18 protein-coding genes, 1 tRNA gene and 1 pseudogene are annotated in these 24,496 nt (G+C 61.5%); 5 read left to right on the top strand and 15 right to left on the bottom strand.

All coding sequences use genetic code 11. The annotated features are described in order from the left end of the window. Positions 1 to 2 precede the first annotated feature (2 nt). From glgB to LCM4573_RS28430, 10 genes and pseudogenes are all read right to left on the bottom strand, one after another. Entirely contained in the window at positions 3 to 2,216 is a 2,214-nt protein-coding gene (gene glgB / locus LCM4573_RS03190; protein WP_071004375.1) for a 1,4-alpha-glucan branching protein GlgB, read from the bottom strand. Further along, entirely contained in the window at positions 2,216 to 4,678 is a 2,463-nt protein-coding gene (locus tag LCM4573_RS03185; RefSeq protein WP_071004373.1) for a glycogen/starch/alpha-glucan phosphorylase, read from the bottom strand. Before LCM4573_RS03185 ends, glgB begins: the two co-directional genes overlap by 1 nt. Positions 4,679 to 4,905: 227 nt before the next feature. Next, on the bottom strand, positions 4,906 to 6,126 hold the full coding sequence (locus LCM4573_RS03180; protein WP_071004370.1) for a TadE/TadG family type IV pilus assembly protein: 1,221 nt from the start codon (positions 6,124 to 6,126) through the stop codon (positions 4,906 to 4,908). Positions 6,127 to 6,285: 159 nt separating this feature from the next. Further along, complete coding sequence (locus tag LCM4573_RS03175; protein WP_071004369.1) at positions 6,286 to 7,164, bottom strand: transglutaminase family protein; 879 nt, start codon at positions 7,162 to 7,164, stop codon at positions 6,286 to 6,288. Beyond that, positions 7,164 to 9,569, bottom strand: coding sequence for a circularly permuted type 2 ATP-grasp protein (locus tag LCM4573_RS03170; protein WP_071004366.1), 2,406 nt, complete (start codon positions 9,567 to 9,569; stop codon positions 7,164 to 7,166). The genes LCM4573_RS03175 and LCM4573_RS03170 overlap by 1 nt, the downstream gene beginning before the upstream one ends. Positions 9,570 to 9,644: 75 nt before the next feature. After that, positions 9,645 to 10,802, bottom strand: a complete 1,158-nt coding sequence (locus LCM4573_RS03165) for an ABC transporter permease (protein ID WP_071004364.1) — start codon at positions 10,800 to 10,802, stop codon at positions 9,645 to 9,647. Continuing rightward, positions 10,799 to 11,737: an ABC transporter ATP-binding protein gene (locus LCM4573_RS03160; protein ID WP_071004362.1), complete on the bottom strand. Its 939-nt coding sequence runs from the start codon at positions 11,735 to 11,737 to the stop codon at positions 10,799 to 10,801. The genes LCM4573_RS03165 and LCM4573_RS03160 overlap by 4 nt, the downstream gene beginning before the upstream one ends. Next, entirely contained in the window at positions 11,734 to 12,711 is a 978-nt protein-coding gene (locus LCM4573_RS03155; RefSeq protein WP_071004360.1) for an HlyD family secretion protein, read from the bottom strand. The genes LCM4573_RS03160 and LCM4573_RS03155 overlap by 4 nt, the downstream gene beginning before the upstream one ends. After that, a complete protein-coding gene (locus tag LCM4573_RS03150; RefSeq protein ID WP_071004357.1) occupies positions 12,708 to 13,334 on the bottom strand; it encodes a TetR/AcrR family transcriptional regulator in 627 nt (208 codons plus the stop codon). The genes LCM4573_RS03155 and LCM4573_RS03150 overlap by 4 nt, the downstream gene beginning before the upstream one ends. 153 nt (positions 13,335 to 13,487) lie before the next feature. After that, positions 13,488 to 13,909, bottom strand: a pseudogene (locus tag LCM4573_RS28430) (phytanoyl-CoA dioxygenase); the annotation flags it as partial. A 215-nt stretch (positions 13,910 to 14,124) separates the two neighbouring features. Between LCM4573_RS28430 and LCM4573_RS03140 the strand changes: the two are divergent. Both LCM4573_RS03140 and LCM4573_RS03135 read left to right on the top strand, forming a co-directional pair. Further along, a complete protein-coding gene (locus LCM4573_RS03140; RefSeq protein ID WP_071004353.1) occupies positions 14,125 to 15,435 on the top strand; it encodes an AAA family ATPase in 1,311 nt (436 codons plus the stop codon). Beyond that, complete coding sequence (locus tag LCM4573_RS03135) at positions 15,432 to 16,079, top strand: HNH endonuclease (protein WP_071004351.1); 648 nt, start codon at positions 15,432 to 15,434, stop codon at positions 16,077 to 16,079. Before LCM4573_RS03140 ends, LCM4573_RS03135 begins: the two co-directional genes overlap by 4 nt. Before the next feature lie 68 nt (positions 16,080 to 16,147). Here the strand turns inward: LCM4573_RS03135 and LCM4573_RS03130 are convergent, their stop codons facing one another. The 4 genes from LCM4573_RS03130 to cpdR all read right to left on the bottom strand — a co-directional run bounded on the left by LCM4573_RS03130 (position 16,148) and on the right by cpdR (position 20,529). Further along, positions 16,148 to 17,575: a mannose-1-phosphate guanylyltransferase/mannose-6-phosphate isomerase gene (locus tag LCM4573_RS03130; RefSeq protein WP_071004349.1), complete on the bottom strand. Its 1,428-nt coding sequence runs from the start codon at positions 17,573 to 17,575 to the stop codon at positions 16,148 to 16,150. A gap of 133 nt (positions 17,576 to 17,708) precedes the next feature. After that, positions 17,709 to 19,676, bottom strand: coding sequence for a BCCT family transporter (locus LCM4573_RS03125; RefSeq protein ID WP_071004347.1), 1,968 nt, complete (start codon positions 19,674 to 19,676; stop codon positions 17,709 to 17,711). 309 nt (positions 19,677 to 19,985) lie between these two features. Beyond that, positions 19,986 to 20,060: transfer RNA gene (locus LCM4573_RS03120), tRNA-Val, on the bottom strand. 106 nt (positions 20,061 to 20,166) lie between these two features. Then, positions 20,167 to 20,529 carry a cell cycle two-component system response regulator CpdR gene (gene cpdR, locus LCM4573_RS03115; RefSeq protein ID WP_046794669.1) on the bottom strand — a complete coding sequence of 121 codons (363 nt, stop codon included), beginning with the start codon at positions 20,527 to 20,529 and terminating at the stop codon, positions 20,167 to 20,169. 173 nt (positions 20,530 to 20,702) lie between these two features. Here cpdR and LCM4573_RS03110 point away from each other — a divergent pair, with 173 nt between their 5' ends. Together LCM4573_RS03110 and hisN are read left to right on the top strand one after the other, a co-directional pair. Next, complete coding sequence (locus tag LCM4573_RS03110; RefSeq protein ID WP_071004345.1) at positions 20,703 to 21,587, top strand: N-formylglutamate amidohydrolase; 885 nt, start codon at positions 20,703 to 20,705, stop codon at positions 21,585 to 21,587. 260 nt (positions 21,588 to 21,847) lie between these two features. Beyond that, positions 21,848 to 22,627, top strand: coding sequence for a histidinol-phosphatase (gene hisN, locus LCM4573_RS03105; RefSeq protein ID WP_071004343.1), 780 nt, complete (start codon positions 21,848 to 21,850; stop codon positions 22,625 to 22,627). A 32-nt stretch (positions 22,628 to 22,659) separates the two neighbouring features. Here hisN and LCM4573_RS03100 read toward each other — a convergent pair whose 3' ends face one another. After that, on the bottom strand, positions 22,660 to 23,628 hold the full coding sequence (locus tag LCM4573_RS03100) for an alpha/beta fold hydrolase (RefSeq protein ID WP_071005160.1): 969 nt from the start codon (positions 23,626 to 23,628) through the stop codon (positions 22,660 to 22,662). Positions 23,629 to 23,965: 337 nt separating this feature from the next. Here LCM4573_RS03100 and LCM4573_RS03090 point away from each other — a divergent pair, with 337 nt between their 5' ends. Further along, entirely contained in the window at positions 23,966 to 24,448 is a 483-nt protein-coding gene (locus tag LCM4573_RS03090) for an Hsp20 family protein (protein WP_071004340.1), read from the top strand. The last annotated feature ends 48 nt before the right edge of the window (positions 24,449 to 24,496 follow it).

Here is a 24,496-nt window from a genome sequence, read left to right as displayed (position 1 = left end):
CTTCAGGCTTGTTCCGGTTCCAGCATGATCGTCGCCAGCGGCGGCAATGTTATCTCGGCGGTGATTTCTCCTCCCGCATCGACCGCCTGCACCCGGCCGCCATTGCCCTTGCCGCTGCCGCCGTAGATTTCCGCGTCGGTGTTGAGAATTTCCCGCCACCTTCCGGCGCTTGGCAAGTGCAGACGATAATTTTCCCGATAGACCGGCGTGAAATTGGTGATGACCACGACCGGTTTCGCGTCCGGGGCCATGCGAATCCACGCAAAGACGGAGTTTTCCTGGTCGTTGGCGATCAGCCAGCGAAAGCCGTCGGGTTCGCAGTCGCGGGCGTGCAGGGCGGGCTTGGAGCGGTAGCAGAAGTTCAGGTCACGCACCAGGCGGCGCATACCCTCGTGCGGATGATAGGCCAGCAGGTTCCAGTCGAGCGGGCGGTCCTCGCTCCACTCGGCCCATTGAGCGAATTCCTGCCCCATGAACAGGAGCTTCTTGCCGGGATAACCCCACATGAAGGCGTAGTAGGCGCGCAGGTTCGCGAATTTCTGCCAGTCGTCGCCAGCCATCTTTGCGATCAGCGAACCCTTGCCGTGGACGACCTCGTCATGGGACAGCGGCAGCACGAAATTCTCCGACCAGGCATAGAGCAGGCCGAAGGTGATTTCGTTGTGGTGGAACTGGCGATGCACCGGCTCGCGTTTCAGATAGCTCAGCGTATCGTGCATGAAGCCCATGTTCCACTTGAAGCCGAAGCCGAGCCCCCCTTCGTGAACGGGGTGGGAAACCTTGGGCCAGGAGGTGCTCTCCTCAGCGATCGTCATCACGCCCGGATGCTGGCCGTAGGAGAGCGAGTTCATCTTCTGGAGGAAGCGCACCGCTTCCAGATTCTCGCGGCCGCCATATTCGTTCGGAACCCAGTCGCCTTCCTTCCGCGAATAGTCGAGGTAGAGCATGGAGGCGACGGCATCGACGCGCAATCCGTCGAGATGGAATTTCTCCGCCCAGTAGAGGGCGTTGTTGACCAGATAGGAAAGAACCTCGATGCGGCCGAAATTGTAGATCGCGGTGTTCCAGTCGGGATGGAACCCCTTTCGCGGATCGTCGTGCTCGTAAAGCGCCGTGCCGTCGAACCAGCGCAGGCCGTGCTCGTCGGTGGGGAAGTGGGCCGGCACCCAATCGAGGATGACGCCGATGCCGACCTTGTGACAGCCGTTGACGAAGCGGGCAAAGCCTTCCGGCTCGCCGAAGCGGGCCGTCGGCGCGAAGAGCCCCGTTGTCTGATAGCCCCAGGAAGGATCGTAGGGATGTTCGGTGATGGGCAGGAATTCGATATGGGTGAAGCCCATGTCGACGCAGTAGGGGATGAGTTCTGAGGCGAGTTCGTCCCAGGAGAGGAAGGAGCCGTCCTGACGCCTGCGCCAGGAGCCGGCATGCACTTCGTAGATGCTGATCGGCTGGCGGCGGTGATCGGCCTTGGACCAGAACTCCTGGTGGGCCTCATCGTCCCATTTCTGCGCAAGCTCGGGTGCCGTGACGGATGCCGTGTTCGGCCTGAGCTCGGCGCGGCGGGCATAGGGGTCGGCTTTTAGCGGCAGAAGCTTGCCGTTCTTGCCCACGACCTCGAACTTGTAGGCAGAGCCGGCGGAGACATCCGGCGCGAAGATTTCCCAGATGCCGGTATCGACGCGCAGCCGCATGACATGGYGGCGGCCGTCCCAGTTGTTGAAATCCCCGACGACCGAGACGCGCTGGGCGTTCGGCGCCCAGACGGCGAAGTGAAAGCCCTCGACGCCCTCGTGCTTCATCGGATGGGCGCCCATCTTGTCGAAGAGGCGCAGGTGCGAGCCTTCGCGGACGTAGTAGTCGTCCATCGGCCCCAATACCGGGCCGAAGCTGTAAGGGTCGGTGACGGCCCATTCCACATCGCCACGGCGGGCGCGATAACGCAGCGGCCGCAGGCTGGAGACGTCGACCAGTCCCTCGAAATAGCCGGCCTCATGCCGGCGCTTCAGTTCGCCGACTTCCATGCCTTCGAGAGTGGCCGCGATGACTTCCTCGGCGCCGGGAATGAAGCAGCGGGCGCGAAAACCGTCGTGGAGCTTGTGGAGACCGAGAACGGCGAAGGGGTTGGCATGCCTGCCCTCCAGAATCGCCTCGATCTCCGACAACGGAATTTCGCCTGGGGCTCTCCCGTCATCGGCTTCTCGCGGCGATTTCTTCATCAGGCTCTCCAAATTTCGGATGCGTATTGGCGGATCGTCCGGTCGGAGGAGAACCATCCCATGCGTGCCGTGTTCCGTATGGTCTTCGAGTACCAGGATTTCGGGTCGTTCCAGATGCGGTCGACGTCCCGCTGCGCCTGGGCATAGGCGTCGAAATCGGCGGCCACCATGAACCAGTCGTGATTGTAGATGCCGTCGATGAGATCGGAGAAGCGGGAGCGGTCGTCGGGAGAGAAGACGCCCGAGGCGATGGCCGAAAGCGCCTGCGAAAGCTCGCGGGAGCCCTCGATGATGGGGCGGGGATTATGGCCGTCGGCGCGGACTTTCGCCACTTCCTCCGCCGTCATGCCGAAGATAACGATGTTTTCGGCGCCCACATGGTCGCGCATTTCCACATTGGCGCCGTCGAGCGTGCCGATGGTGAGCGCGCCGTTCAGCGCAAACTTCATGTTGCCGGTACCCGACGCTTCCATGCCGGCGGTGGATATCTGTTCCGAAAGGTCGGCGGCCGGCACCATGACTTCGGCCAGCGAGACGTTGTAGTTGGGGACGAACACCACCTTCAAGAGGCCGCGCACGGCCGGATCGTTGTTGATGACGCGGGCGACATCGTTGGCGAGCTTTATGATGAGCTTCGCGTTGTGATAGCTCGGCGCCGCCTTGCCGGCGAAGAATTTCACGCGCGGAACCCAGTCCAGTTCGGGGCGCGAGCGGATCTGGTCGTAGAGCGCCACCGCCTCGATGATGTTCAAGAGCTGGCGCTTGTATTCGTGGATGCGCTTGATCTGGATATCGAAAAGCGCCGATGGGTCGAGGCGCACGCCCATGCGGCTGCCGACGAGATGGGCGAGCTGCTCCTTGTTGGCGCGCTTGACGGCGGCGAACCTCTCCTGGAAGGCCTTGTCGGTGGCATGGGCATCGAGCGCCTTCAGAGCCTCGGTGTCATCCATGAAGCCGTCGCCGATCACCTCCCGGATCAGTTCGGTGAGGCCGGGATTGCACTGCATCAGCCAGCGGCGCGGGGTGATGCCGTTGGTCTTGTTGTTGATGCGGGCGGGATAGAGCGTGTGGAGGTCGGAAAACACCGTCTCCTTCATGAGATCGGTGTGGAGTGCCGAGACGCCGTTGATGGAATGGGACCCCACGAAGGCGAGGTTGCCCATGCGCACCCGCCGTTCGCCGCCTTCGTCGATCAGGGAGATGGCGCGGATCTGCGCGTCGTTGAAGCGCGTTTCCTTGCGGGCTTCCAGCAGGATCTGGGCGTTGATGGCATAGACGAGCTGCATATGGCGCGGCAGCAGGCGTTCGAAGAGCGGCACGGGCCAGCTTTCAAGCGCCTCCGGCAGGAGCGTGTGGTTGGTATAGGAGAAGGTCTGCCTGGTGATCCCCCAGGCCTGATCGAAATCCATCCCGTGGACATCGCAAAGAAGGCGCATCAGCTCGGCGATGGAAACGGCCGGATGGGTGTCGTTGAGCTGGATCGACACCTTCTCGTGCAGATTGGTGAAATCCGGATATTGCTGCAGGTGGCGGCGCAGGATGTCCTGCAGCGATGCGGAGGAGAAGAAGTATTCCTGACGCAGGCGTAGCTCCTGGCCGGCCGGATTGGCATCCGCCGGATAGAGAACGCGGGTCAGGCTCTCAGCCTTGTTGCTCTCGCGCAGCGCGCCGATATGGTCGCCGGCGTTGAAGGCATCGAGCAGGATCGGGTCGATCGGCTGGGCCGACCAGAGGCGCAGCGTATTGACGCGCTTTCCCCGCCAGCCGACGATCGGAGTGTCATAGGCGGTTGCGATGACGCGCTCGGCCGGCTTCCAGACATAGCGGGGCGGGGCGTCATAGCTGCCGACCGATTCCACCGAGCCGCCGAAGCCGATCTCATAGGAGCTTTCCCGACGTTCGAATTCCCAGGGATTGCCGTGGGCAAGCCAGGTTTCCGGCAGCTCCACCTGCCAGCCGTCCGCCATCTGCTGGCGGAAGAGGCCGTGGACATAGCGGATGCCGTAGCCATAGGCGGGGATATCGACGGTCGCCATGCTTTCCATGAAACAGGCGGCAAGCCGGCCGAGGCCGCCATTGCCGAGTGCCGCATCCGGCTCGAGCCCCGCGATGATTTCGAGATCGACGCCGAGCGAGGAGAGGGCATCGCGGATCTCCTCCATCAGGCCCATATTGGTGACGGCGTCGCGCATCAGGCGTCCGATCAGGAATTCCAGCGACAGGTAGTAAACGCGCTTGGCGCCGGTCTGATAGGCTTTGCGGGTGCTTTCCATCCACTTGTCGATGATGCGGTCTCGCACCACCAGGATGGTGGCGGTCAGCCAGTCGTGCGGCTTTGCGACCTTGGCATCCTTGCCGATGCGGTAGGTGAGGCGCTCGATGATCTCTTCCGCCATGATTTCGGGGCGGGAGCTGCGAGGAGCGGGCTGGGGTAGATCGACCGGGGAAGGATTTGGATTCATGAGATCGCCAGCGTTTTCGGGAGCAACGGGTATGGACGGGTCCGAAGAAATTCCATGTGGTTCGACCATATGGAACGGCAGTTTATGCCTCGTTGCGAGGCGCTGGCAACACAGGATTTGTGATTGCTGACATGCGGGGACATTCACGCTTCGAGCGTGCCGGCGCAAACGAAAAGCGCTCCCGCCGGACAAACGGCGGGAGCGCAGGCATTCGATAACGGAGYCGATCAGTTGGTAAGGCGCGGTATGGTCTTGTTGGCCTTGGCGGCAATCTCGCCGAAATCCTTGACGAGCTGCTCCATATTCTCCGGCTGATAGTAGTTTTCCGCTCCGCTGGCGCAGTTACTGAGGAGCTCCTTGCCTTTCTCGGGAGCCATGAAGGCGACGGAGAAGATGATGATGYCGTCCTTCTTGGCGGTCGTGCAAAGATCGCGGGTTTTCTTGTCGAGGGTGGAGTTCCAGGTCGAGCTGTTGCCCGTCATTTCGCCGTCGGTCATCAGGAGAATGTAGCGCGTAAAGGCCTCGTGATCCCGCGACTTGTGGGCATCCGCTTCGGTGTTGTTTTGCGTCTTCAGCGCATCGTAGGCGATCTGCATCGCGCCGCTTGCGTCGGTACCGCCTTCCGGTTTGTAGGGCAGGGCGTCCACATAGGCTTTGGCCTTTGTCACGCCCCATTCGATCTTCTGGGCGGATTGGGTCTGGTGCGTGTAGGAGACGGCGCCGATCCGCACGAGGTCACCCTTCGGATCGGCCYTTTCCATGCCTGCGAAAAGCGCGCTTCCGGCGATCTGCAACGCTTCGATCTTGCGCAGATAGCAGGGGTTTCTCGATCCGGAGGTGTTTGGCCAAGACTTGCTCGTATAGTTGTCGCAGCTTGATTTCGTCGGATGCCGAGTGTCCGTCTTGAAGGACATCGAGCCGGAGCGGTCAAGAGCGAGATACATGGAAATAGGACTTTCCGTGACCGCGCTGCTGACTGCGGTGCTGGTGACGCCGACCGTCATGGTGGATTTGCCGAGCAGCGTCGCGAGCGGGTTCAGCGGCATCTCGTGGTTCGAGGTGATCGTGATACTGTAACTTTCGCCGCCAGTAGTGGGGTTCTTGGTCACCCGGACATTCGTGTTTTCGCCCTCGTCGCCATTCGACTGTTTGGCGGTGTCCGACTGGTCGTCATTTGACTCGGATCCCTCACGCGAGGCGCTGAAAAATTCGAGCGCCATTCTTTCGACCTCCGCCTCGGATATCTCCTTGCTTGCCATGGCGGAGGCTGCGGCGAGCGCCGCCGAGTCGGCGGAGGCCTGCATTTGCGTGCGCAGTTCGGAGGCGCGTACGAGATCCATCGCTACGCCGCCTACCCCCAGAGACACCGGGAGCAATATTGCCGTCATCATGCCGAAATTGCCGCCGCGGTCCTTCGCGAACCGTGCGATCGAAAAGCCGTTTCTCATAACCCCAGTCCCATTCGTGAAGGACAACCCCAATGCCTGTGGTGCCATTAGGGCAAGCGGGTGTACCGGGGCTTAAGGAAACAGGCGGCATTTTAGCGATCGGCTGAATCAGTGCCAAAATCGGTCTAATGCGCATTTCCCCGGCAATTTTTAGGGGAATTAGCTCACCGGGACGACATCGACGGCCTGGATGGTTTTCTGGTTGCCGTAACCCTTGAGGATGCCGATGACGGGGGCGATATCGGAGTAGTCGCGGCCATAGCCGACGACGATATGATCGCTGCCGGCCGGCATGTCGTTGGTGGGGTCCAGCTCGACATAGCCCATGGTGCCGCCGCACCAGACACGCACCCAGGCATGCATGGCATCGGCTCCTTCCAGCCGCTCCTTGCCGGGCGGCGGGATGGTGCGCAGGAAACCGCTGACATAGCCCGCCGGGATGCCGAGGCTTCGAAGCGCTACGATCATCACATGGGCGAAATCCTGGCAGACGCCGCGCTTCAGGCGGAAGGCCTCGCCGGGCGTGGTGTCGACGGTGGTGGCCTCCGGGTCATAAGTGAAATCCCGGTGGATGCGGGCCGAGAGCGCCATGGCGATTTCCCGCACCGTTTGGCCGGGTCCGGCCAGTTCGCGGGCATAGGCGGCGATCTCGGGCTCCCGCGGAAGGCGCGGGCTTGGAGCCGCGAGGTGGTGCGGAGAGGCGGCGTCGACCGACCAGACCGCCGCAAGCTCCTCAGGCAGCTTTGCAAGTTCCGGCGAAAGATCGGCGGTCATCGGTTGGCTTTCGACCATGACGCGGGCCTGCATGCGGATATCCAGCCGATCATGCGGCGCGCGCACCAGGATGGAGGTCGCCTGCTGGCCGAAGAAATCGAGGAAGGCGGTTCTCTCGTCGACGGCAGGGGAGATGGAGAGTGAACCTGCGACCAGCCGCTGCCGATCCGGCAACGAAAGCGGCATGACGCGGATCACATGCCGGGCTCCCGATGCCGGAGCGTCGTAGGCATAGCCCATGTGGAGAGAAAGGTCGTACAGCATCAGTGAAAGTAAGTCTGGCCGAGAAGATCGGAGAGGCTTTCCAGTTCGAGCTCGAACCTGCGGAATATCTCCTCCGACATGGCCTCGGGCGTCATGACCGCCAGCGTGGAATGCAGCCGCATCGCTTCCCGGTAGAAGGGCGACATCTGGCCGTTGACGAGCGCGTTCGGCAATTGCTCGATCTCGGCGCGGATCTCGTTCAGCTGGAAGAGGATCGAGCGCGGGTTCAAGGGATCGAGCGCCAGCAGATCGGCCACTGTCAGCCGGGCGGTGTTGACGTTGTAGCGCCGGCGGTGGGTCATGACGCTGTCTCCGATCTCGATCAGCATGTCGAGCGAGCCGTCCGGGGCATCCGGGCCGAACATGTGGCCGAGCAGACGGGTCATGTGAAGGCCGCGTTCGAGATGCCGGCCGATCGAGAGGAAACGCCAGCCGGTGAAGCGGTACATGTTCTCGTGCACGAGGCCGGCAAAGCCCGCGAGCTTGCGCAGCAGGATGGTCATGGCATGGGCTGCGTCATCGCCCGGCTGCACGGTCTCATGGAAGCGGCGGGCAGTCTTGGCGAGATCGGTCAGGGCCAGCCAGCCATCCGGAGAGAAGCGGTCGCGGATATTGCTTGCCGAGTGGATGGCGCTGTCGATGTTGCGGAGCAGCGGGGCCGGCACGGCTTGTTTCATGTCGATGCCGGTCTTCTCGAGATAGCGGGCGACATCGGCCAGCAGCGGCTGGTTCGGATCGGCCGATTCCGCATAGCGCAGATGCCAGGCGCGCAGGATGCGCAGCGCCCCTTCTGCCCGCTCGATATAGCGGCCGAGCCAATAGAGATTGTCGGCCGCGCGGCTCGGCAGGCTGCCCGGCATGTTGCGGTTGAAGCTTTCCTCCGGCGGCAGCAGGGATTGCCTGGGAACCGGCTTGTCCGAGACGATCCAGACATCGGCCGCCGTGCCGCCCGCCTGCATGGCGATCGCCGCCACGTCGTCGCCGGAACCGATGCGGGCGAACCCGCCCGGCATGATCTGCCAGCCGTGCTCGGTGCGGGCGGCGAAGACGCGCAGCGACATCGGCCGCGGCATGAGCCTGCCGTTGACGTAAGCCGGGGTGGTGGAAAGCGTCACGGCTTCCTGGCCGACCAGTCCGGCGCCGTCGGAGGCGAGCCAATCGGCGATCGAGCCTTTGGCGCTTTCGCGGACAGAGGAGCCGGCGACCGACTGGCCGTCGTCATCGAAGAAGGGCAGGCGTGAATAGGCGGGGCCGATGACCATCCGGTCGATGTTCTTCGCCACATGATCCCGTTCGGCCTTCTGGCCGCACCACCAGGTGGCGACCGAGGGCATCAGCAGGTCTTCGCCCATGAGCCGGCGGCAGATGGCCGGCGTGAAGGCGAGAAGGGCGCGGGTTTCGAGGATGCCGGAGCCCAGAGCATTGACGAGCGTGACCGAGCCGGAGCGCAGCGCCTGCACCATGCCGGGCGTGCCGATATGGGAGTTCTGATCAAGCTCCAGCGGATCGGCGAAAGAGGCATCGAGGCGGCGCCAGAGCACGCTGATGGGCTTGAGGCCCGCGACGGTGCGAACCATCACCCGGTCGTTGACGACGGTGAGATCTTCGCCTTCCAGGAGCATGAAACCGAGGTAGCGGGCGATATAGGCGTGCTCGAAATAGGTTTCGTTGGCGGGGCCGGGGGTCAGTACCGCGATGCGGTCGTCCGGATATTTCTTCTTCGCCTGCAACGCATCGCGGAAAGCGCCGAAGAAGGAGGCGAGGCGATGCACATGGGTTTCGGCATAGATATCGGAAAAGGCGCGGGTGGTGGCGACGCGGTTCTCCAGCGCGAAGCCGGCGCCGGAGGGCGCCTGCGTGCGATCCGCCAGAACCCACCAGTTGCCGTCCGGACCGCGGCCGATCTCGAAGGAGCAGAAGTGCAGGTAATGGCCATCGGCCGGCTTGACGCCGACCAGCGGGCGCAGGAATTCCGGATTGCCCGCCACCAGAGCGGGCGGCAGGAAGCCTTCCCGCACCAGGCTGTTCTCGCCGTAGAGATCGGCCATGACGGCTTCGAGAAGGTTTGCACGCTGGACGAGGCCCTTCGAGACCGCTTCCCATTCCCGACCGTCGATCAGGACCGGAACGTGGGAGATCGGCCATTCCCGCTCGCTGCCGGTTTCAGTGCCGTAGGTGCGGTAGAAGACGCCGGCATCGCGCAGATAACGGTCGGCGCGGGCAAAGCGCTCCTGAAGCTCGCTTTCGGGCATGCGGCCGAGCGCTGACATGAGGTTCCGCCAGACCGACCGGACATTGCCGCCGGAGTCCAGCATCTCGTCTGGGACGCCTGGCAGGGCCGCGTAGCCGAGAACAGGGTCGTCGTCGTTTCCGGGCTTCAATTCGGTAGCAGAGCCTTTCGGCATCGAGGTTCCTTGGTGTCGGCAGAATCCGCCGCGATCTTGTGCAATGCAAGGGGAGAAAGCAAGGCAGGCGGTGGTTCAATCCAGCGTGCGGCGGAAGCGGCGTACCGCGATCAGCATGGCGATGAGGGTGAGGCCGGCGAGTGCCGCCGTATCATAGGCGAGCGTGCCGATTTCCGCGCCCTTCAGCATGACGGCGCGCACGACGCGGAGATAATGGGTGAGGGGAAGTGCCTCGCCGAACCACTGCGCCCAGCGCGRCATCCCGGCAAAGGGGAACATGAAGCCGGAGAGCAGGATGTTCGGCAGGAAGAACATCATCGCCATCTGCATGGCCTGCAACTGGTTCGTGGCCATGGTGGAGAATGTGTAGCCGATCGACAGGTTGGTGATGACGAAGAGTGCCGTGATGGCGGCGAGCGAGGCCGAGCTGCCGATGATAGGCACCCGGAATACGAGGATGCCGGCGGCGATGATGATGAGCGCCTGAATGAGCCCGATCAGAACGTAAGGAGTAATCTTGCCGAGCATGATCTCAAGCGGCTTGAGGGGCATGGAAAGCAGGTTCTCCATGGTGCCGCGCTCGGTCTCTCGCGTCACCGAAAGGGCTGTGAAGATCAGGAGCGTCATGGTCAGGATGGTGCCGAGCAGGCCAGGCACGATGTTGAGCGTCGAGGAACCGGCCGGATTGTAGCGCCGGTGCTGGATGATTTCGAAGGCCGGCTTTACCGGTTCCATAAACTCCACCTGGCGGTCGTCGGCAAGCGCGGAAGTGACGATGCCGGAGAGCGCGCCGAGCGCCGAGCTCGCGGCCACGGGGTCCGTGGCATCGGCGGCTATCAGCAGGGCAGGGGTATCGCCGCGCCTCAGGCTGCGTTCGAATCCCTCCGGGATTTCCACGACGAAGAGCGCATCGCCGGATTCGAGCACGCGGTTCATGTCCTCGGCGCGGGTGACGACCGAGCGGACCTCGAAGAAATCGGTATTGTGGAGCGCGGCGAGAATGGAGCGGCCGACATCCGTGTTCTCGCGCATCAGGACGGCGGTCGGCAGGTTGTGCGGCGTGGTATTGATCGCGAAGCCGAAAAGAAGAAGCTGCATGATCGGGATCATGATCATGGTCGCGAGCGTGATGCGGTCGCGGGTCATCTGGATGAATTCCTTGACCGTCATCGCCCAGAAGCGGCCGAAGAAGCCTCCGTTGGCTTTGCCGTTGTTTGGGCCATTTGCACTCATCGGAAATTGTCCTCCGAACGGCGCATCAGGTCGATAAAGGCATCCTCCAGCGTTGCCTCACCCTTTTCCCATTTGAGGCCGGGACGTTCGCGCCATGGGGCGATCGCCTTTTCCAGCGCCTCCGCATCGCGGCCGGCGACATGCAGGCTGGTGCCGAAGGGGGCGATCATGTCTATGCCCGACACGCCGTCGAGTTCGGACTGGAGGCGATGCACGTCCGGACCGGAGACTGTGAAGGTGACGAGGCCGGTGCCTTCGATCACCTCGTCCACCGTGCCCTCGGCAAGAAGCCTGCCATAGGCGATATAGGCGATCTCGTGGCAGCGCTCCGCCTCGTCCATGTAGTGAGTCGAGACCAGTACCGAGAGGCCTTCGGCGGCAAGCGCATGGATCTCGTTCCAGAAGTCGCGCCGGGCCTTGGGATCGACGCCGGCGGTCGGCTCGTCGAGCAGGAGCAGCGCCGGCTCTGGCAGGATGCAGGCGCCGAGCGCGAGCCGCTGCTTCCAGCCGCCGGAAAGCTCGCCTGCAAGCTGTTTCTCGCGCCCCTTGAGGCCGAGGCGTTCGATCGCGGCGCCCGCCTTGCCGCGCGGATCGGGCAGGCCATAGACGCGGGCCACGAATTCCAGGTTTTCGCGGATCGAGAGGTCCTGGTAGAGCGAGAATTTCTGGGTCATGTAGCCGACGCGGCGGCGGATGCGGTCGCTTTCGGTAAGGATGTCGAAGCCGAGGCAGGTGCCGGTGCCGCTATCCGGCGTGAGCAGGCCGCAGAGCATGCGGATCGTCGTCGTCTTGCCGGAGCCGTTGGGGCCGAGGAAACCGTGGATGCGCCCCTTCCGGACCGACATGGAGACATCATCCACCACCTTGCGGCCGCCGAAGCTCTTGGTCAGGTGATGGACGTCGATGACGACCTCGGGCGCGTTTTCGGCGATCATGATCCCGCTCCGGTCCGTGGTCCGGGAAGGACATCGACCGGCTGGCCGGGGCGTAGCTTCGCGGGTTCGGCGGGGATCGCGTCTACCCGGTAGACCAGCTTAGCGCGTTCCTCCATGCTGTAGATGACCGGCGGCGTGAACTCCGCCTCCATCGCGATGAAACTGATCCGGGCGTCCGACGGCTCGCAGGCATCGCAGGTGACGCGGATCGGTTGACCCAATGAAAGCCTCGCTATCTCGGTTTCCGGCACGAAGAAGCGGATGCGGATGTTTTCCGGTGGCAGCAGGGCGACGATGGGCCTGCCGGCGGGTACGACCTCGCCCAGGCGGTAATAGAGCCTTTCGATGCTCCCGGCGGCTGGGGCAGAGACGGCGCGCTTGGCAAGTGCCGCTTCAGCGGAAGCGAACTCGGCCTTCGCTGCCTCGACGCTTTCGCGCGCCTGCCGCACCGCCTGTTCGCGGGCGGGGAGTGTGGCGAGCGTGATCTGGCTGCGGGCGCTGTCGAGCGAAGCGCGGTTCGCCGCTTCGGTGGCGACCGCCACATCGAGGCTCGCCTGGGTGGCGGTGCCCTTGGCGACGAGCGAGCGGGTGCGTGCCAGTTCCTGTTTCGAGAGTTCGAGCTGCGCGACAGCCTCCCGTTCGGAGGCGCGCAGCACGTCTATCTCCTCCGGACGCTTTTGGGCGGCTTCGGCGAGATCGAGTTCGGCCTCAGAGCGGGCGAGCGCGGCACGCGCGGCGGAAACGGCGGCTTCTTCGTTTTCGGTGTCGAGCCGGAAAAGGGGGGCGTCGGCGGCGACCGTTCCGCCCTCCTCGACATCGACGGCGGCAAGCCGGCCGACGCTTTCGGCGCCGATGAAGAGCGTGTCCGCTTCGACCCAGCCCTGATAGGGACGCGGCGCCTCATCCCGCAGGAAGAAGGGGAGGGCGGCAAGGGCCGGGCCGGCAATGAGGACGATGAACACGATGCGTTTCATGGCGAGGTTCCTCCATCCGGCAGGAACAGGGTATCGAGGAAGGCGTCGAAGAGTTTTCGCGTATCGAGCCGTTCATATCGGTCAAAAAGCGTCGACCAGATGAGCGAAAGTAGGGCCGGGGCGATGACCACCTGCGGGGTTTCGGCCAGCATGGGGCTGCGAAGCTGCCCCTGCTCGGCGGCTTTCCTGAGAAGGGGGCGCATGATCGCAATGCCCTTCGAGACGATCTCGCGATAAWAGAAATCCGTCACGCGCGGAAACATCGGCCCTTCGCCGATGACCAGCCTTAGGAGATGGCGGCGCTCGGTATTGAGCACTTCCCGCTCGAAAACCGCGTAGAACATCGAAATGGCAGCGCGGGGCGAGATATCCTGGGCGGCCAGCCTGGCCTCGACCTCGCCGAGGATCGGCGAGGCCACGCCGTAGACGAGTGCGGTGAACAGCGCCTCCTTATCCGGAAAATGCAGGTAGACAGTGCCCTTGGCGATGCCGGCGCGGGCAGCGACATCCTCCATGCGGGTTGCGGCGAAGCCGCGCTCGGAAAAGCAGGCAAACGCCGCCTGCAGGATTTCCGCCCGGCGCTGTTCCGGCTCCAGTTTTCGCCTGGCCTTTTCCTTCGTCATTGTTTCTTCCAATTATGACTGACTGGACAGTCACTACCATGGGCTGGCGGATTTTGCAAGGCAAAGGCCGGCGGAGATGGTGTCGGCCGCGCATCTGTTCCACTCATGACTTGCGACACCCGGTGCCGCTCAGCATCCGGGTGTCGCGTGGTCTTAAAACGTGAGCCCGCAAGCTTGCCGAATGGCGATCTGAACCGGGGATGGCGGCAAGGCCGGATCGAACTCACCTTTCGGCAGAAGAGGCGGCTGAGCGAGGAAGCGGGGCTGCTGTCCTCTGTGAGGTTGCGCGGCATGCACAAGGAATGGATGGCACAGATAGACGGTTCCCGCCGCGCCCGTTGCAAATTCGACCTTGCAATCTTCCGTGGAGGCATAACCGTCGGCGGAGAGTTGTCTGAGTGTCGCGCCCTGTTCGCCATAGGGCAGCAGCTCGCGGGCGATGACGGTATGGGCTTTCTTATTCTCGTGGGTGCGTCATCGAGGCCGGTATCCGAGAACAGGAACAGCATCAGCAATGCCCGCCCGCTGCTCTTGACGTTGGCGCGCCATTCCATGAAATCGGAAGAGTCGCCGAAGCGGGTGTTAAGCAGAGGGACTTACAGCCGAGACCACGTCCCGCCATCAGACCGGAGGTTGGCGCCGGTTGTATTACGGCGGGACTTACGAGAAAGGCGCTTTCACAACTACGACAGAAAGCGCTTGCCTGGTGACGCTTGTGCTTTTTAATGTGATTTAATCTTGAAAGCAGAGCGGCCTCGGTTATCGCCAAATTGAATGCTAAGGTATAGTAATGGAAGATTTATTGGTTGACAGGCTGACGCTTTCGCGATGGAGACAGTTTAATGAAATTGACATAGAATTTCACGACCGTCTCACCGTTCTAACCGGTGCTAATGGCGCTGGCAAAAGTACAATATTGAAAATATTGAAGTGCCACTTTCCCTACGAAAGTGATGAGAAGTTTTTGGCGACTCCCATCCGGGAAAAAGAGTCGATCCGGTTTTCGCCGGGCAACTGGCTGCTAACGAAATTCGACGAGATATTTCGACCCTCAAAACCCGTCGAGACTGACCAGCAAAAGGTTGGGCAGGTTACCTACTCAAATAAAAGCATTTGCTCTCTCAGTCTGCCCGCTAGCGACACCATGCAATATGCGCTTCGCCGCAGCCTGAATCAGGAAATACCCGGGGTGAGTATAAGCTCTCATCGTCCCGCACCCAAGTATGATCAGCTAAAGCACATTCCGATCTCCGGGCTCTCCCCGCGAGAAGCGTTCCAATTCTATTTTGAATTAGAGAAAGCAAGTGCGGAGCAGTCTGTGTACCACCGCGATGGAGTTTGGGTGCGGATGAATCCACTTGCCGCTCTAAAAGAGGCAATCATCAGTTTCGCAACGTTTGGGGTTGGCAACGAGCATGTGAAACCTGTCCCCGAGCTAGCTGGCCTTTATGAAAAATTCCAAGCAATCCTCAGTAAGGTGCTTCCTCCTGAGGTAGGTTTTGAGCGTCTGGAGATCAGAACCCCTGAAGTCGTCGTCGTTTCGTCGTCCGGCGATTTTCCCATTGATGGTGCCTCAGGCGGATTGATGTCTCTTATCCAACTAAGCTGGCAAGTTTTTCTCCAGTCCCAAATTTTTAAGTCTGGACGTTTCATGGTCCTGATTGACGAGCCAGAGAACCACCTGCATCCCTCGATGCAACGTTCGTTTCTCAGGAATATCGTTGATGCGTTCCCACAGGCTAGGTTTGTCGTGGCGACACACAGCCCGTTCATCATTTCCTCTGTGAAAGAGTCAGTGGTTTACGCACTGCAACATAGAGCCGCTGACGGTGCGAGCCTAAAACCTTTAGAGCCTCGTTCGGTCGTATCGAGTAAGCTCGACACCGTTCAAAAGGCAGGACCAGCAAACGATATTCTCCGTGAGGTTCTTGGAGTTCCGGTAACGATGCCGGAGTGGTCAGCCGATGAACTGGAGCGAATAGCGGCGACGTTTGCTTCGAAAAAGATGGATGCGGATGCGATCCAGTCGCTCAGAGCCCAACTCCAGGCTGCCGGGTTGGGCGAATTCTATCCTGATGCACTTGAGCGCATTGTAAAATGATCAAGCTTAATAAGTCTGCCTCTCCTGCCGTCCTCACGAACAATGCTGCTAGCTGGTTGACCGAGCTTCAGTCTGCGATTGCCTCGAATGACAAGAATGCAATTGCCTATCGGAAGTCTCGCTACAACCATGCGGACATAAAGTCCGCTGTGATCGCTGAAACTTATGGGAAGTGTGCTTACTGCGAAGCTAAGGTCCTTGCTGTCGCTCACGGAGATATCGAGCACATATTCCCGAAGTCACGGGACGTATCTAAAACGTTCGATTGGTCCAACCTCGGCTTCGCCTGCCAGTTATGCAATCAAAGTAAATCAGACAAGGACCCGCATGCCGAACAGATCATTGATCCTTACACAGTCGATCCCGAACCATACATCAGCTTTTTCTGCGCGATGATAAACGGCAACGACACGGCGGAAGGCCTCAACACGATTAATCACTTAGACCTCAAGAGGGCGGATTTGGCCGAAAGACGAGGTTCCGTCATACAAAGTTTGATTAAATCCATCACAGCGATGAAACGGGCTAGATCGCCAGAGGAGAAAGCGGCCCTGATCGCCGATTTCGAGGCCAACGAGCTAGGGCCGCATCTGGAATTTAGCGCGATGAGGCGGGACTTTTGGAGGGCTTTTAATCCGAGCTGACGTTGGTACGCGCGAGGGATGTCCACTCGTGGCGAAAGCCGGCCATCCTCCAGCGGAATCGAGCCAAATCAGCTTCGCCCGAAAGTATCCTCGATGCGGATGATATCGTCCTCGCCGAGATAGGAGCCGGTCTGCACCTCGATCATCTCGAGCGTGATCTTGCCCGGATTGGCGAGCCGATGCACCTCGCCCTGCGGAATATAGACGGATTCGTTTTCGCGGATGATCCTCACCTCGCTGCCGATCGTCACTTCCGCGGTGCCCTTGACGCAGATCCAATGCTCGGCGCGGTGATGATGCTTCTGCAGCGACAGCTTCTTGCCCGGCGAGACGAAGAGGCGCTTCACCTGGAAGCGGTCTCCGTTAAGCACCGATGTATAGCCGCCCCAGGGACGGTAGGAGGTGGGGTGCGTCTCGGTGAGCGCAGCCGTCGCCTTCGCGGCGGCGAGCTGCTTGACGAGCTTGCCGACGCTCTGGCTGTCTTCCAGCCGCCCGACATAGACCGCATCCTCGCTGGCGATCACCGCGACGTTTTCCAGCCCCTGCACCGCCAGATGGCTGGTGCGCGACATGACCAGAGAGTTTCTTGTATTGACGACGGTGGCGTTGCCGGCGGTGACGTTGCCGGCCTCATCACGTTTGCCGAGCTTCCAGACGGCATCCCAGCTTCCGAGATCGGACCAGGTGAAGGAGGAGGGCACGACCGCCGCATTGGCGGTCTTTTCCATGATCGCATAGTCGATCGAGATATCCGGGCTCCTGGCGAAGGCTTCCGGATCGAGCCTGGTGAAATCGAGATCGCTGGTGGCCCTGGCGGTGGCTTCACGGGCGGCCGCCTCCACCTCGGGGGCCAGCGCCTTCATCTCGGCCAGCACCTGGGAAGCCTTGAACATGAAGATGCCCGAGTTCCAGTAATAGCCGCCGGCGGCGAGCATGCGCTCCGCCTCCGGGAGGGCGGGTTTTTCGACGAAGCGTTTCACCGCGTGGGCGCCGGTGGAAAGCTTTTCACCGGTTTCGATATAGCCGTAGCCGGTGGCGGGTTCCGTGGGGGTGATGCCGAACGTGACGAGCCTGCCGTCGAGCGCGGTATCGCGGGCGATGCGGATCGCCTCGAAATAGGCGGCATCGGCGATGATCTCGTGATCGGAGGCGAGCACCTGGATGACGGCGTCCTTGCCGAAGCGGGTGCCGGCAAAGGCAGCTGCGGCGGCCACGGCGGCGGCGGTGTTGCGGGCCACGGGCTCCAGCAGCGTGCCCGCCAGCTTGACGCCGAGTTCGCGGGCCTGCTCCGCCACCAGGAAACGGAAATCCTCGTTGGTGACGACGATCGGCGCTTCGTAAAGCGCGGGATCGGAAACCCGCGTCAGCGTGGCCTGGAAAAGGGTGCGGTCGCCGATGAACTGGATGAACTGCTTCGGCGCGCTGGCGCGCGAAAGGGGCCAGAGCCTGGTGCCCTTGCCGCCGGCCATGATGACGGGAATGATCTTCTGGGCCATCGCTCGCTTACTCCCAATATCGTTCAGCGAAGAATCTCGAATGCAGTTGGTACTAGCTGCATGATCGGTTCCCTTAAAGCAAGATCGTACAAGGAGGTAGGAGGGAGAGCAGGAGAGACGGCCGGAACCGGCATCACACCTTCAATGAAAGATAGTGCCGGAAACGGTCGTAATGGTTGATGATATCGGCGATTACCTGTTCCGCATCATAGCCGTAGATGTCGTAGCCCCTGCCGCCTTGCGCCAGGAATACCTCCGCCCGGTAATATCGATTGCGGCCGCTTTCTCCGCGGGCCGTGTCTGTCAGCGCAAAGGCCGGTATCGGCTGGCTGACCGGACGGACCTCATAGATGAAGTCGGGCGCTTCCTGCCCGTGACTGACGATCAAGCGCAGGCTGTCTTCGGCATCTTCCACCGCCGCAGACAGGTTCCGCTTCGTCAACTCGATGACCACGGCATCCAGCGCCTTGCGGACTGTCGTGTCGATATAGGTGGTGATCTGTCGGCGTGTGGGATGGCTGACGATCGCTCCCAATCGCCGCCGCCAAAGGAAGGTTCCCTCGTTCGGAACGAGCGGCGCCGGGGGCAGGGCGGCGCTTTCGGTCAGCGCCACTTCGTCGTGGAGGCCCTTCCAGACGCCATAGCACATCAAGACCATGACGATGGCGAGCGGCAGGGCGGCGATGACTGCCGCCATCTGAACCGCATCCAGTCCGCCTGCCAGGAGCAGGCAGGCGGCAACCCCGCCGCAGACAAGTGCCCAGAACACGCGAAGCCACAGCACCGGTTCCTCGTCTCCCCGCGATGTGATCATCGCGATAACCAGTGCGCCGGCATCGGACGCCGTCACGAAATAGACGGCGACGAGCAGCCCCGTGATCCAGGCAAGCAGGCCCGACCATGGCAGATATTCGAATACCGTGAAGAGCGCGATCGGCATGTTCTCCGCGACGGTGCGTGACAACTCGCCATTGGCGGCATTCATGTCGAGCCAGATCGCCACGTCACCGAAAATCGTGAACCAGATGAAACTGAAGCCGGCGGGCGCGAAGAGCACGCCGACAAGGAACTGGCGGATCGTCCGTCCGCGCGAAATGCGCGCGATGAACATGCCGACGAAGGGGGACCACGAGATCCACCAGCCCCAGTAGAACAGGGTCCAGGTGCCGACCCAATCTGTGGGCTCGTAGGCATAGATGTGGAAGGTGCGCGAGACAAAGCCGTTGAGATAGAGGCCGATATTCTCGACGAACGCCTGTAGGAGGAAGCGGGTGGGGCCGACGACGAGGATCAGCCCCATCAGAATGAAGGAAACGATGAGGATCATTTCGCTGAGGCGGCGGATGCCGTTGTCGAGCCCGGTGGCGACGGTGATGGTGGCCAGTATCGTGACGATACCGATCAGGACGACCTGCGTCGTGATGTTCTGCTCGAGGCCGAAGAGATAGGCGCCGGTGGCATTGAGTTGGGCGACACCGAGACCCAATGAGGTCGCAAGGCCGGCAAGAGTGCCCACCACCGCGAAGATGTCGATCATGTCGCCGATCGGCCCGTTCACCCTCTCGCCGAGGAGCGGCCGGAAGGCCGAGCGAATGACGAGCGGCTCGCCTCTGCGATAGCCGAAATAGGCGAGCGACAGACCGATCACCGCATAGATCGCCCAGGCGTGAATGCCCCAGTGGAAGAAGGTTATCTCCATCGCGTCGCGCGCGGCCTGGGGCGTGCGGGCCGGCGCATCCGGCGGCGTCGAGAAGTGCGTGATCGGTTCGGCAACGCCGAAGAAGACGATGCCGATCCCCATCCCCGCGCTGAACAGCATGGCGACCCAGGTTCCGTAGGTATAATCGGGAGACGAATCGTCGGGGCCGAGTTTGATCCTGCCGAGGGGGCTTATCGCAAGCCCGAGCAGAAACATCACGAACCCGGCAACCGCCAGCATATAGAGCCAGCCGGCCTCCTCCACGATCCATTTGTTCGCGGTCTCGAAAACCCTTGAAGCCGTGGCAGGGGCCACGGTCGCAAAGACGATCAGACCGAGCGAGATTATGGCGGAGCCGAAAAAGGAGATCGGTGAAATGCCGGATAGCGGAGGTTTCTGCAATTCGGGTCATCTCCGGTGGGTTTCATGATAATCTAGAGGCGCCTCCGTAAAGTCCAACATACGCATCGGATTTGCACGGCGCGCAGCCGGCATCGGCGAGGCGGAGCGGTTCCTGCCGGTGGCGAAAGCGGCAGTCGTGATTCCATCTGCGGAATGTTTTTAAGCGCGGCCGCGCCGCTGGCGTATTCGCATGCCGTCTAAAGAGCATGCTGACAGCGAGGCTGGTATCGGTCGGATGAGCCTAAGGGCCGCCAAGTAAAAAGGGCTTCCGGTTTCCCGAAAGCCCTTGCTGTGTTCAGCGAATTCGAATGGTGGGCGTGACAAGGATTGAACTTGTGACCCCTACGATGTCAACGTAGTGCTCTCCCGCTGAGCTACACGCCCATCCGATGGCGGCGCATAGACCATAAGCTGATCTGGCCGTCAACTGGTTTTTGGCATGAAATGCGAAGCTTTTTTGAATGCCCCGCATTTCCCGGACTTTCGCGGCTCAGGCCGCGAGCAGCTTGTTCACTTCATCCACGAGGTCGCGCAGGTGGAAGGGCTTGGAAAGCACCTTCGCATCCTTCGGAGCCTTGGAATCGGAGTTCAGGGCTACGGCCGCAAAGCCGGTGATGAACATCACCTTGAGGTCCGGATCGAGTTCGGTGGCGCGGCGCGCAAGCTCGATGCCGTCCATTTCCGGCATGACGATGTCGGTCAGGAGAAGCGAGAAGGGTTCCTCGCGGAGCCGGTCGTAGGCGCTTGCGCCGTTATCGAAGGAAGCGACGTTGTAGCCCGCCTTTTCCAGCGCCTTCACGAGGAAGCGGCGCATATCGTTATCATCTTCGGCGAGAAGGATTTTCTGCATCATCTCCAGGACCGTAATTCCGCATGTTATGAGTCCGCCCACGCTATCAACGTTATGGTAAACATCCGTTTAATAGGGGAAGGACCGCCTATGGTGAGGTATAGATAGTATGGACTTCCCGCCGGGCAACTGGCAACATGCCGAGATAAACAAACTGGTGAAATGGTAAAGGCCGGATGGACTGGGTGACGGGAGAATTCGAGCACTTCGAGGTGAGGGAACCCGCAGAGCAGACCATCCCCTTCGTTTTCAATTCTCCCCATAGCGGCCGCTGCTATCCTCTCTCCTTCCTTGCCGAAACCCGGCTCGATTCCATGGCGATCCGCCGTTCCGAGGATCATTATGTCGACGAGCTCTTCGCCGGAGTGACGGAGCTTGGCGCGCCGCTGCTTCTCGCCCATTTCCCGCGCGCCTATCTGGACGTCAACCGCGAGCCCTACGAGCTCGATCCGCGCATGTTCGACGGGCCGCTGCCGCCCTATGTGAACATCGGCTCCATGCGGGTGGCCGGCGGGCTCGGCACGATCCCGAGGATCGTGGCGGAAAACATGGAGATCTACCGGGGGCGCCTGCCGGTGGAAGAGGCGCTTTTGCGCATCGAGACGATCTACAAGCCGTACCATACCTGCCTGAGGCGGTTGATTGCCCGCACCCATGCCCGCTTCGGCTTCGGCGTGCTGGTCGATTGCCATTCGATGCCCGGCAATATCCGCCTTTCCGGTTCCGATATCCGGCCCGATTTCATCATCGGCGACCGCTACGGCACCAGCGCCTCGGCCGAGCTTTCCCGCGCGGCCTTGCACTTCCTCGAGGATCTAGGCTTTTCAGCGGTGCGCAACAAACCCTATGCCGGCGGCTTCATCACCGAACATTACGGCAGACCGGTGCGTGGCCTGCATGCGCTGCAGATTGAGATCAACCGCTCCCTCTATGTCGATGAGATGACGCTCGCCAAGAGGCCGGAATTCGAGCTGCTGGCGGCTGCCCTTTCGGTCTTCATGCGGCGGATGGCGGAGTTCGTCGAGGATTTCGCGGGCGATACCGCGCTTGCCGCGGAATAACCGCCAATAGCTTTTAGCGATGGGAAAGCGCGGGCAAAAAAAACCGCGCTTTTGGCGCGGCTAAGTCTAGGGAGGAAACACCCAAGGAGGGTATTTACAGTCAAAGACTGTAGTTATGACGCTAATGGTGCGCTGCACAAATGTCAAGCAGATTTATTTGCTGATTATAATTTGATCACATGCCGTCGATGCAAATGCGATTTGCTTTGTTGCCGAAGGCGTCTAAAAAAGCCCATCTTCGTCCTTCGCCGGTGTTCCCCATGCTTCCCGATCGCGCTTTTTTCCATGCCCTCGCCGATGCCGCCAAGGCCGAGACCCTGCCGCGTTTTCGCACCGGCGCCTATGTGACGAACAAGATGGAGGGCGGCTTCGATCCGGTAACGGAGGGAGACCGGGCGGCGGAAACGGCGATCCGCGCACTGATTACGGAAAAGTTTCCCGAGCATGGCATTCTCGGCGAGGAGCACGATAATATCGGCCTCGACCGCGAGCATATCTGGGTGATCGATCCGATCGACGGGACGCGGGCCTTCATCTCCGGCCTGCCTGTCTGGGGCACGCTGATCGGCTTCCAGTCGCAAGGGCGCGCGACCATGGGGCTCATGGACCAGCCCTTTACCGGCGAGCGCTATTTCGCCGACGGCAAGCGCTCCTGGTATAGCGGGCCGGACGGCGAACGGCAGATTAAGACGCGGGACTGCGGGTCTCTTTCCGATGCCATCCTGTTCACCACCTCGCCGCATCTCTTCGTCGGTGGAGATCTGGAGAAGTACAAGTCGGTGGAGAGCCGCGTGCGGCTCTTCCGCTACGGCTGCGATTGCTACGCCTATGCGCTGCTGGCTGCCGGCCATGTGGATATCGTGGTGGAGAACGGGCTGAAACCCTATGACGTCGGCGCGCTGATCCCGCTCATCGAGCAGGCGGGCGGCATTATCACCACCTGGGACGGCGGACGGCCGGAGGCGGGTGGCAGCATTCTGGCGGCCGGCAGCAAGGCGGTGCACGAGGAGGCGCTGGCTCTGCTCTCGGGGGCTGCGTAAGCCCGTTGCGATTTCACATGCCTTGACCGGCGCTACGCGGCGGTTTCGGTCAGATCGAGGCCGCCGTCCTCGCCCGGCATGAAGGCCTGAAACGCCGCAAGCGCCTGGGCGCGGTAGATATCTTTCTCCTGCAGGATCTCGTGGCGCCCGCCGGTGATGGTGACGAGCTGGGCCGCGCGGAAATTGCGCGACAATTCCTCCTGCAGCGCATAGGGCACCACGCCATCGAGCACCGGGGCGAGGATCAGCGTCGGGATGGTGATTTCGGTCAGGTGGGTCTGCCGGGAAACGCGGCGGGCAGCGCTCAGCGTTTCATGCACCCAGCGAGCGGTCGGGGCGCCGACGGTGAGTTCCGGATAGGCTTTTATGATCTCGGTATTGCGGTCGAAACGGCGCTGATCGCGCGTCAGGCCATTGTTCTCGAAGGGCAGCCGGCTCTTGTCCTTGCCGAGCGAGACATGGCCGAAGCCGGTCCAGCTCAAGAGGGCCGAAAGCGGGCGAACCACCGTTTCGGGAGCCTCCTGGTTCTGGAAGCCGATATAGGGCCCGAGCAGCGCCATGCGGCTGATGCGGTTGCCAAGGCGCGGCCCGGCCGACAGCGCGATCAGCGCGCCGGTGGAATGGCCGATGAGGAAGAAGGGCATCCGGGCATCCGGCAGCACGATCTTTTCCAGGAAGATTTCGAGATCCCGCTCATAATCGCGGAAGCGGCGGACATGGCCCTTGCGCGGGTCCTTCGTCAGCCGCTCGGAGCCGCCCTGGCCGCGCAGGTCGAATGTCGCGACCCAGAGCCCCATGGCATTGAGATCGCGGATCGTCTCGTAATATTTCTCGATGAATTCATTGCGGCCCTGCAGGAGTACCACCGTGCCGGCGGCGGGCGAAATATCGGAGCGGAAGAGGGCATATCTCAGCTTCACGCCGCGATGACCCTCGAAATAGCCGGCCGTGGCATTCGGCGGCATGGGATTGCCGGGTGTTACGCGGAGAATGTCGTCCATGGAAACTGCCGTCGAGGTCATGAAAAAGAAGCCGAAACCGGGTTTCCGGTTCCGGCAAATGTAGACCGAAGGGACGCATAATACCAGTCTTGGAGGCTGTCCGCCTTCTTGCTTTGCTTTCTATCGAAAAGATTCTGTACCTTACCAAAATCGAGCATTCATAAGGGGTTCAGGCAAGGTGGCGTTTCCCGGAAGGAGGGTCTTGAAGCGGCAAAAGGCAATTCCCATCTTGGTTGTGCGGGCGCCGAAAGGGTCCGCCGAGCGGGAGCCGCATCGCCAAGACGGGATGCGGTAGCCCAAGTCAAAATTCGCAAACGTCGCTTCCAAGGAGGACACCATGCGTCACGTCGATTTTTCTCCGCTTTACCGCTCCACGGTCGGTTTCGACCGCCTCTTCACCATGCTCGACAGCCTCGGCCAGCCCGACCAGGGTCAGAGCTATCCGCCCTACAATATCGAGCGGACGGGTGAGAATACCTACCGCATCACCATGGCCGTCGCCGGTTTCGATGAAAAGGAACTGTCGATTGAAGCTCATGCCAATGTGCTGACCGTCAAGGGTGAGAAGAGCGAAGAGGAAAGAGCCGGCCAGACGGAATTTCTCTATCGCGGCATCGCCAAGCGCGCCTTCGAGCGCCGCTTCCAGCTTGCCGACCATGTGGAAGTCCAGGCAGCCTCTCTGAAGAACGGCCTGCTTCATATCGATCTTCTGCGGAACATCCCGGAAGCCATGAAGCCGCGCCGCATCGCCATCGCCGCCGAGGCGGTCGATGCGCCGAAGACGATCGAGGCTCAGGTGACCCCGCAGCAGGTCAACTAACCTCTGCCAGCCTGAAAAGGCCAGCAAGCCAGATGGCTCCTCCTGAAA

Source organism: Rhizobium sp. LCM 4573 (assembly GCF_001854865.1).
In the GTDB taxonomy this organism is placed as follows: domain Bacteria; phylum Pseudomonadota; class Alphaproteobacteria; order Rhizobiales; family Rhizobiaceae; genus Neorhizobium.
Note: the sequence above shows the minus strand (reverse complement) of the source record. Positions and strands in the feature narration are given on the sequence as shown.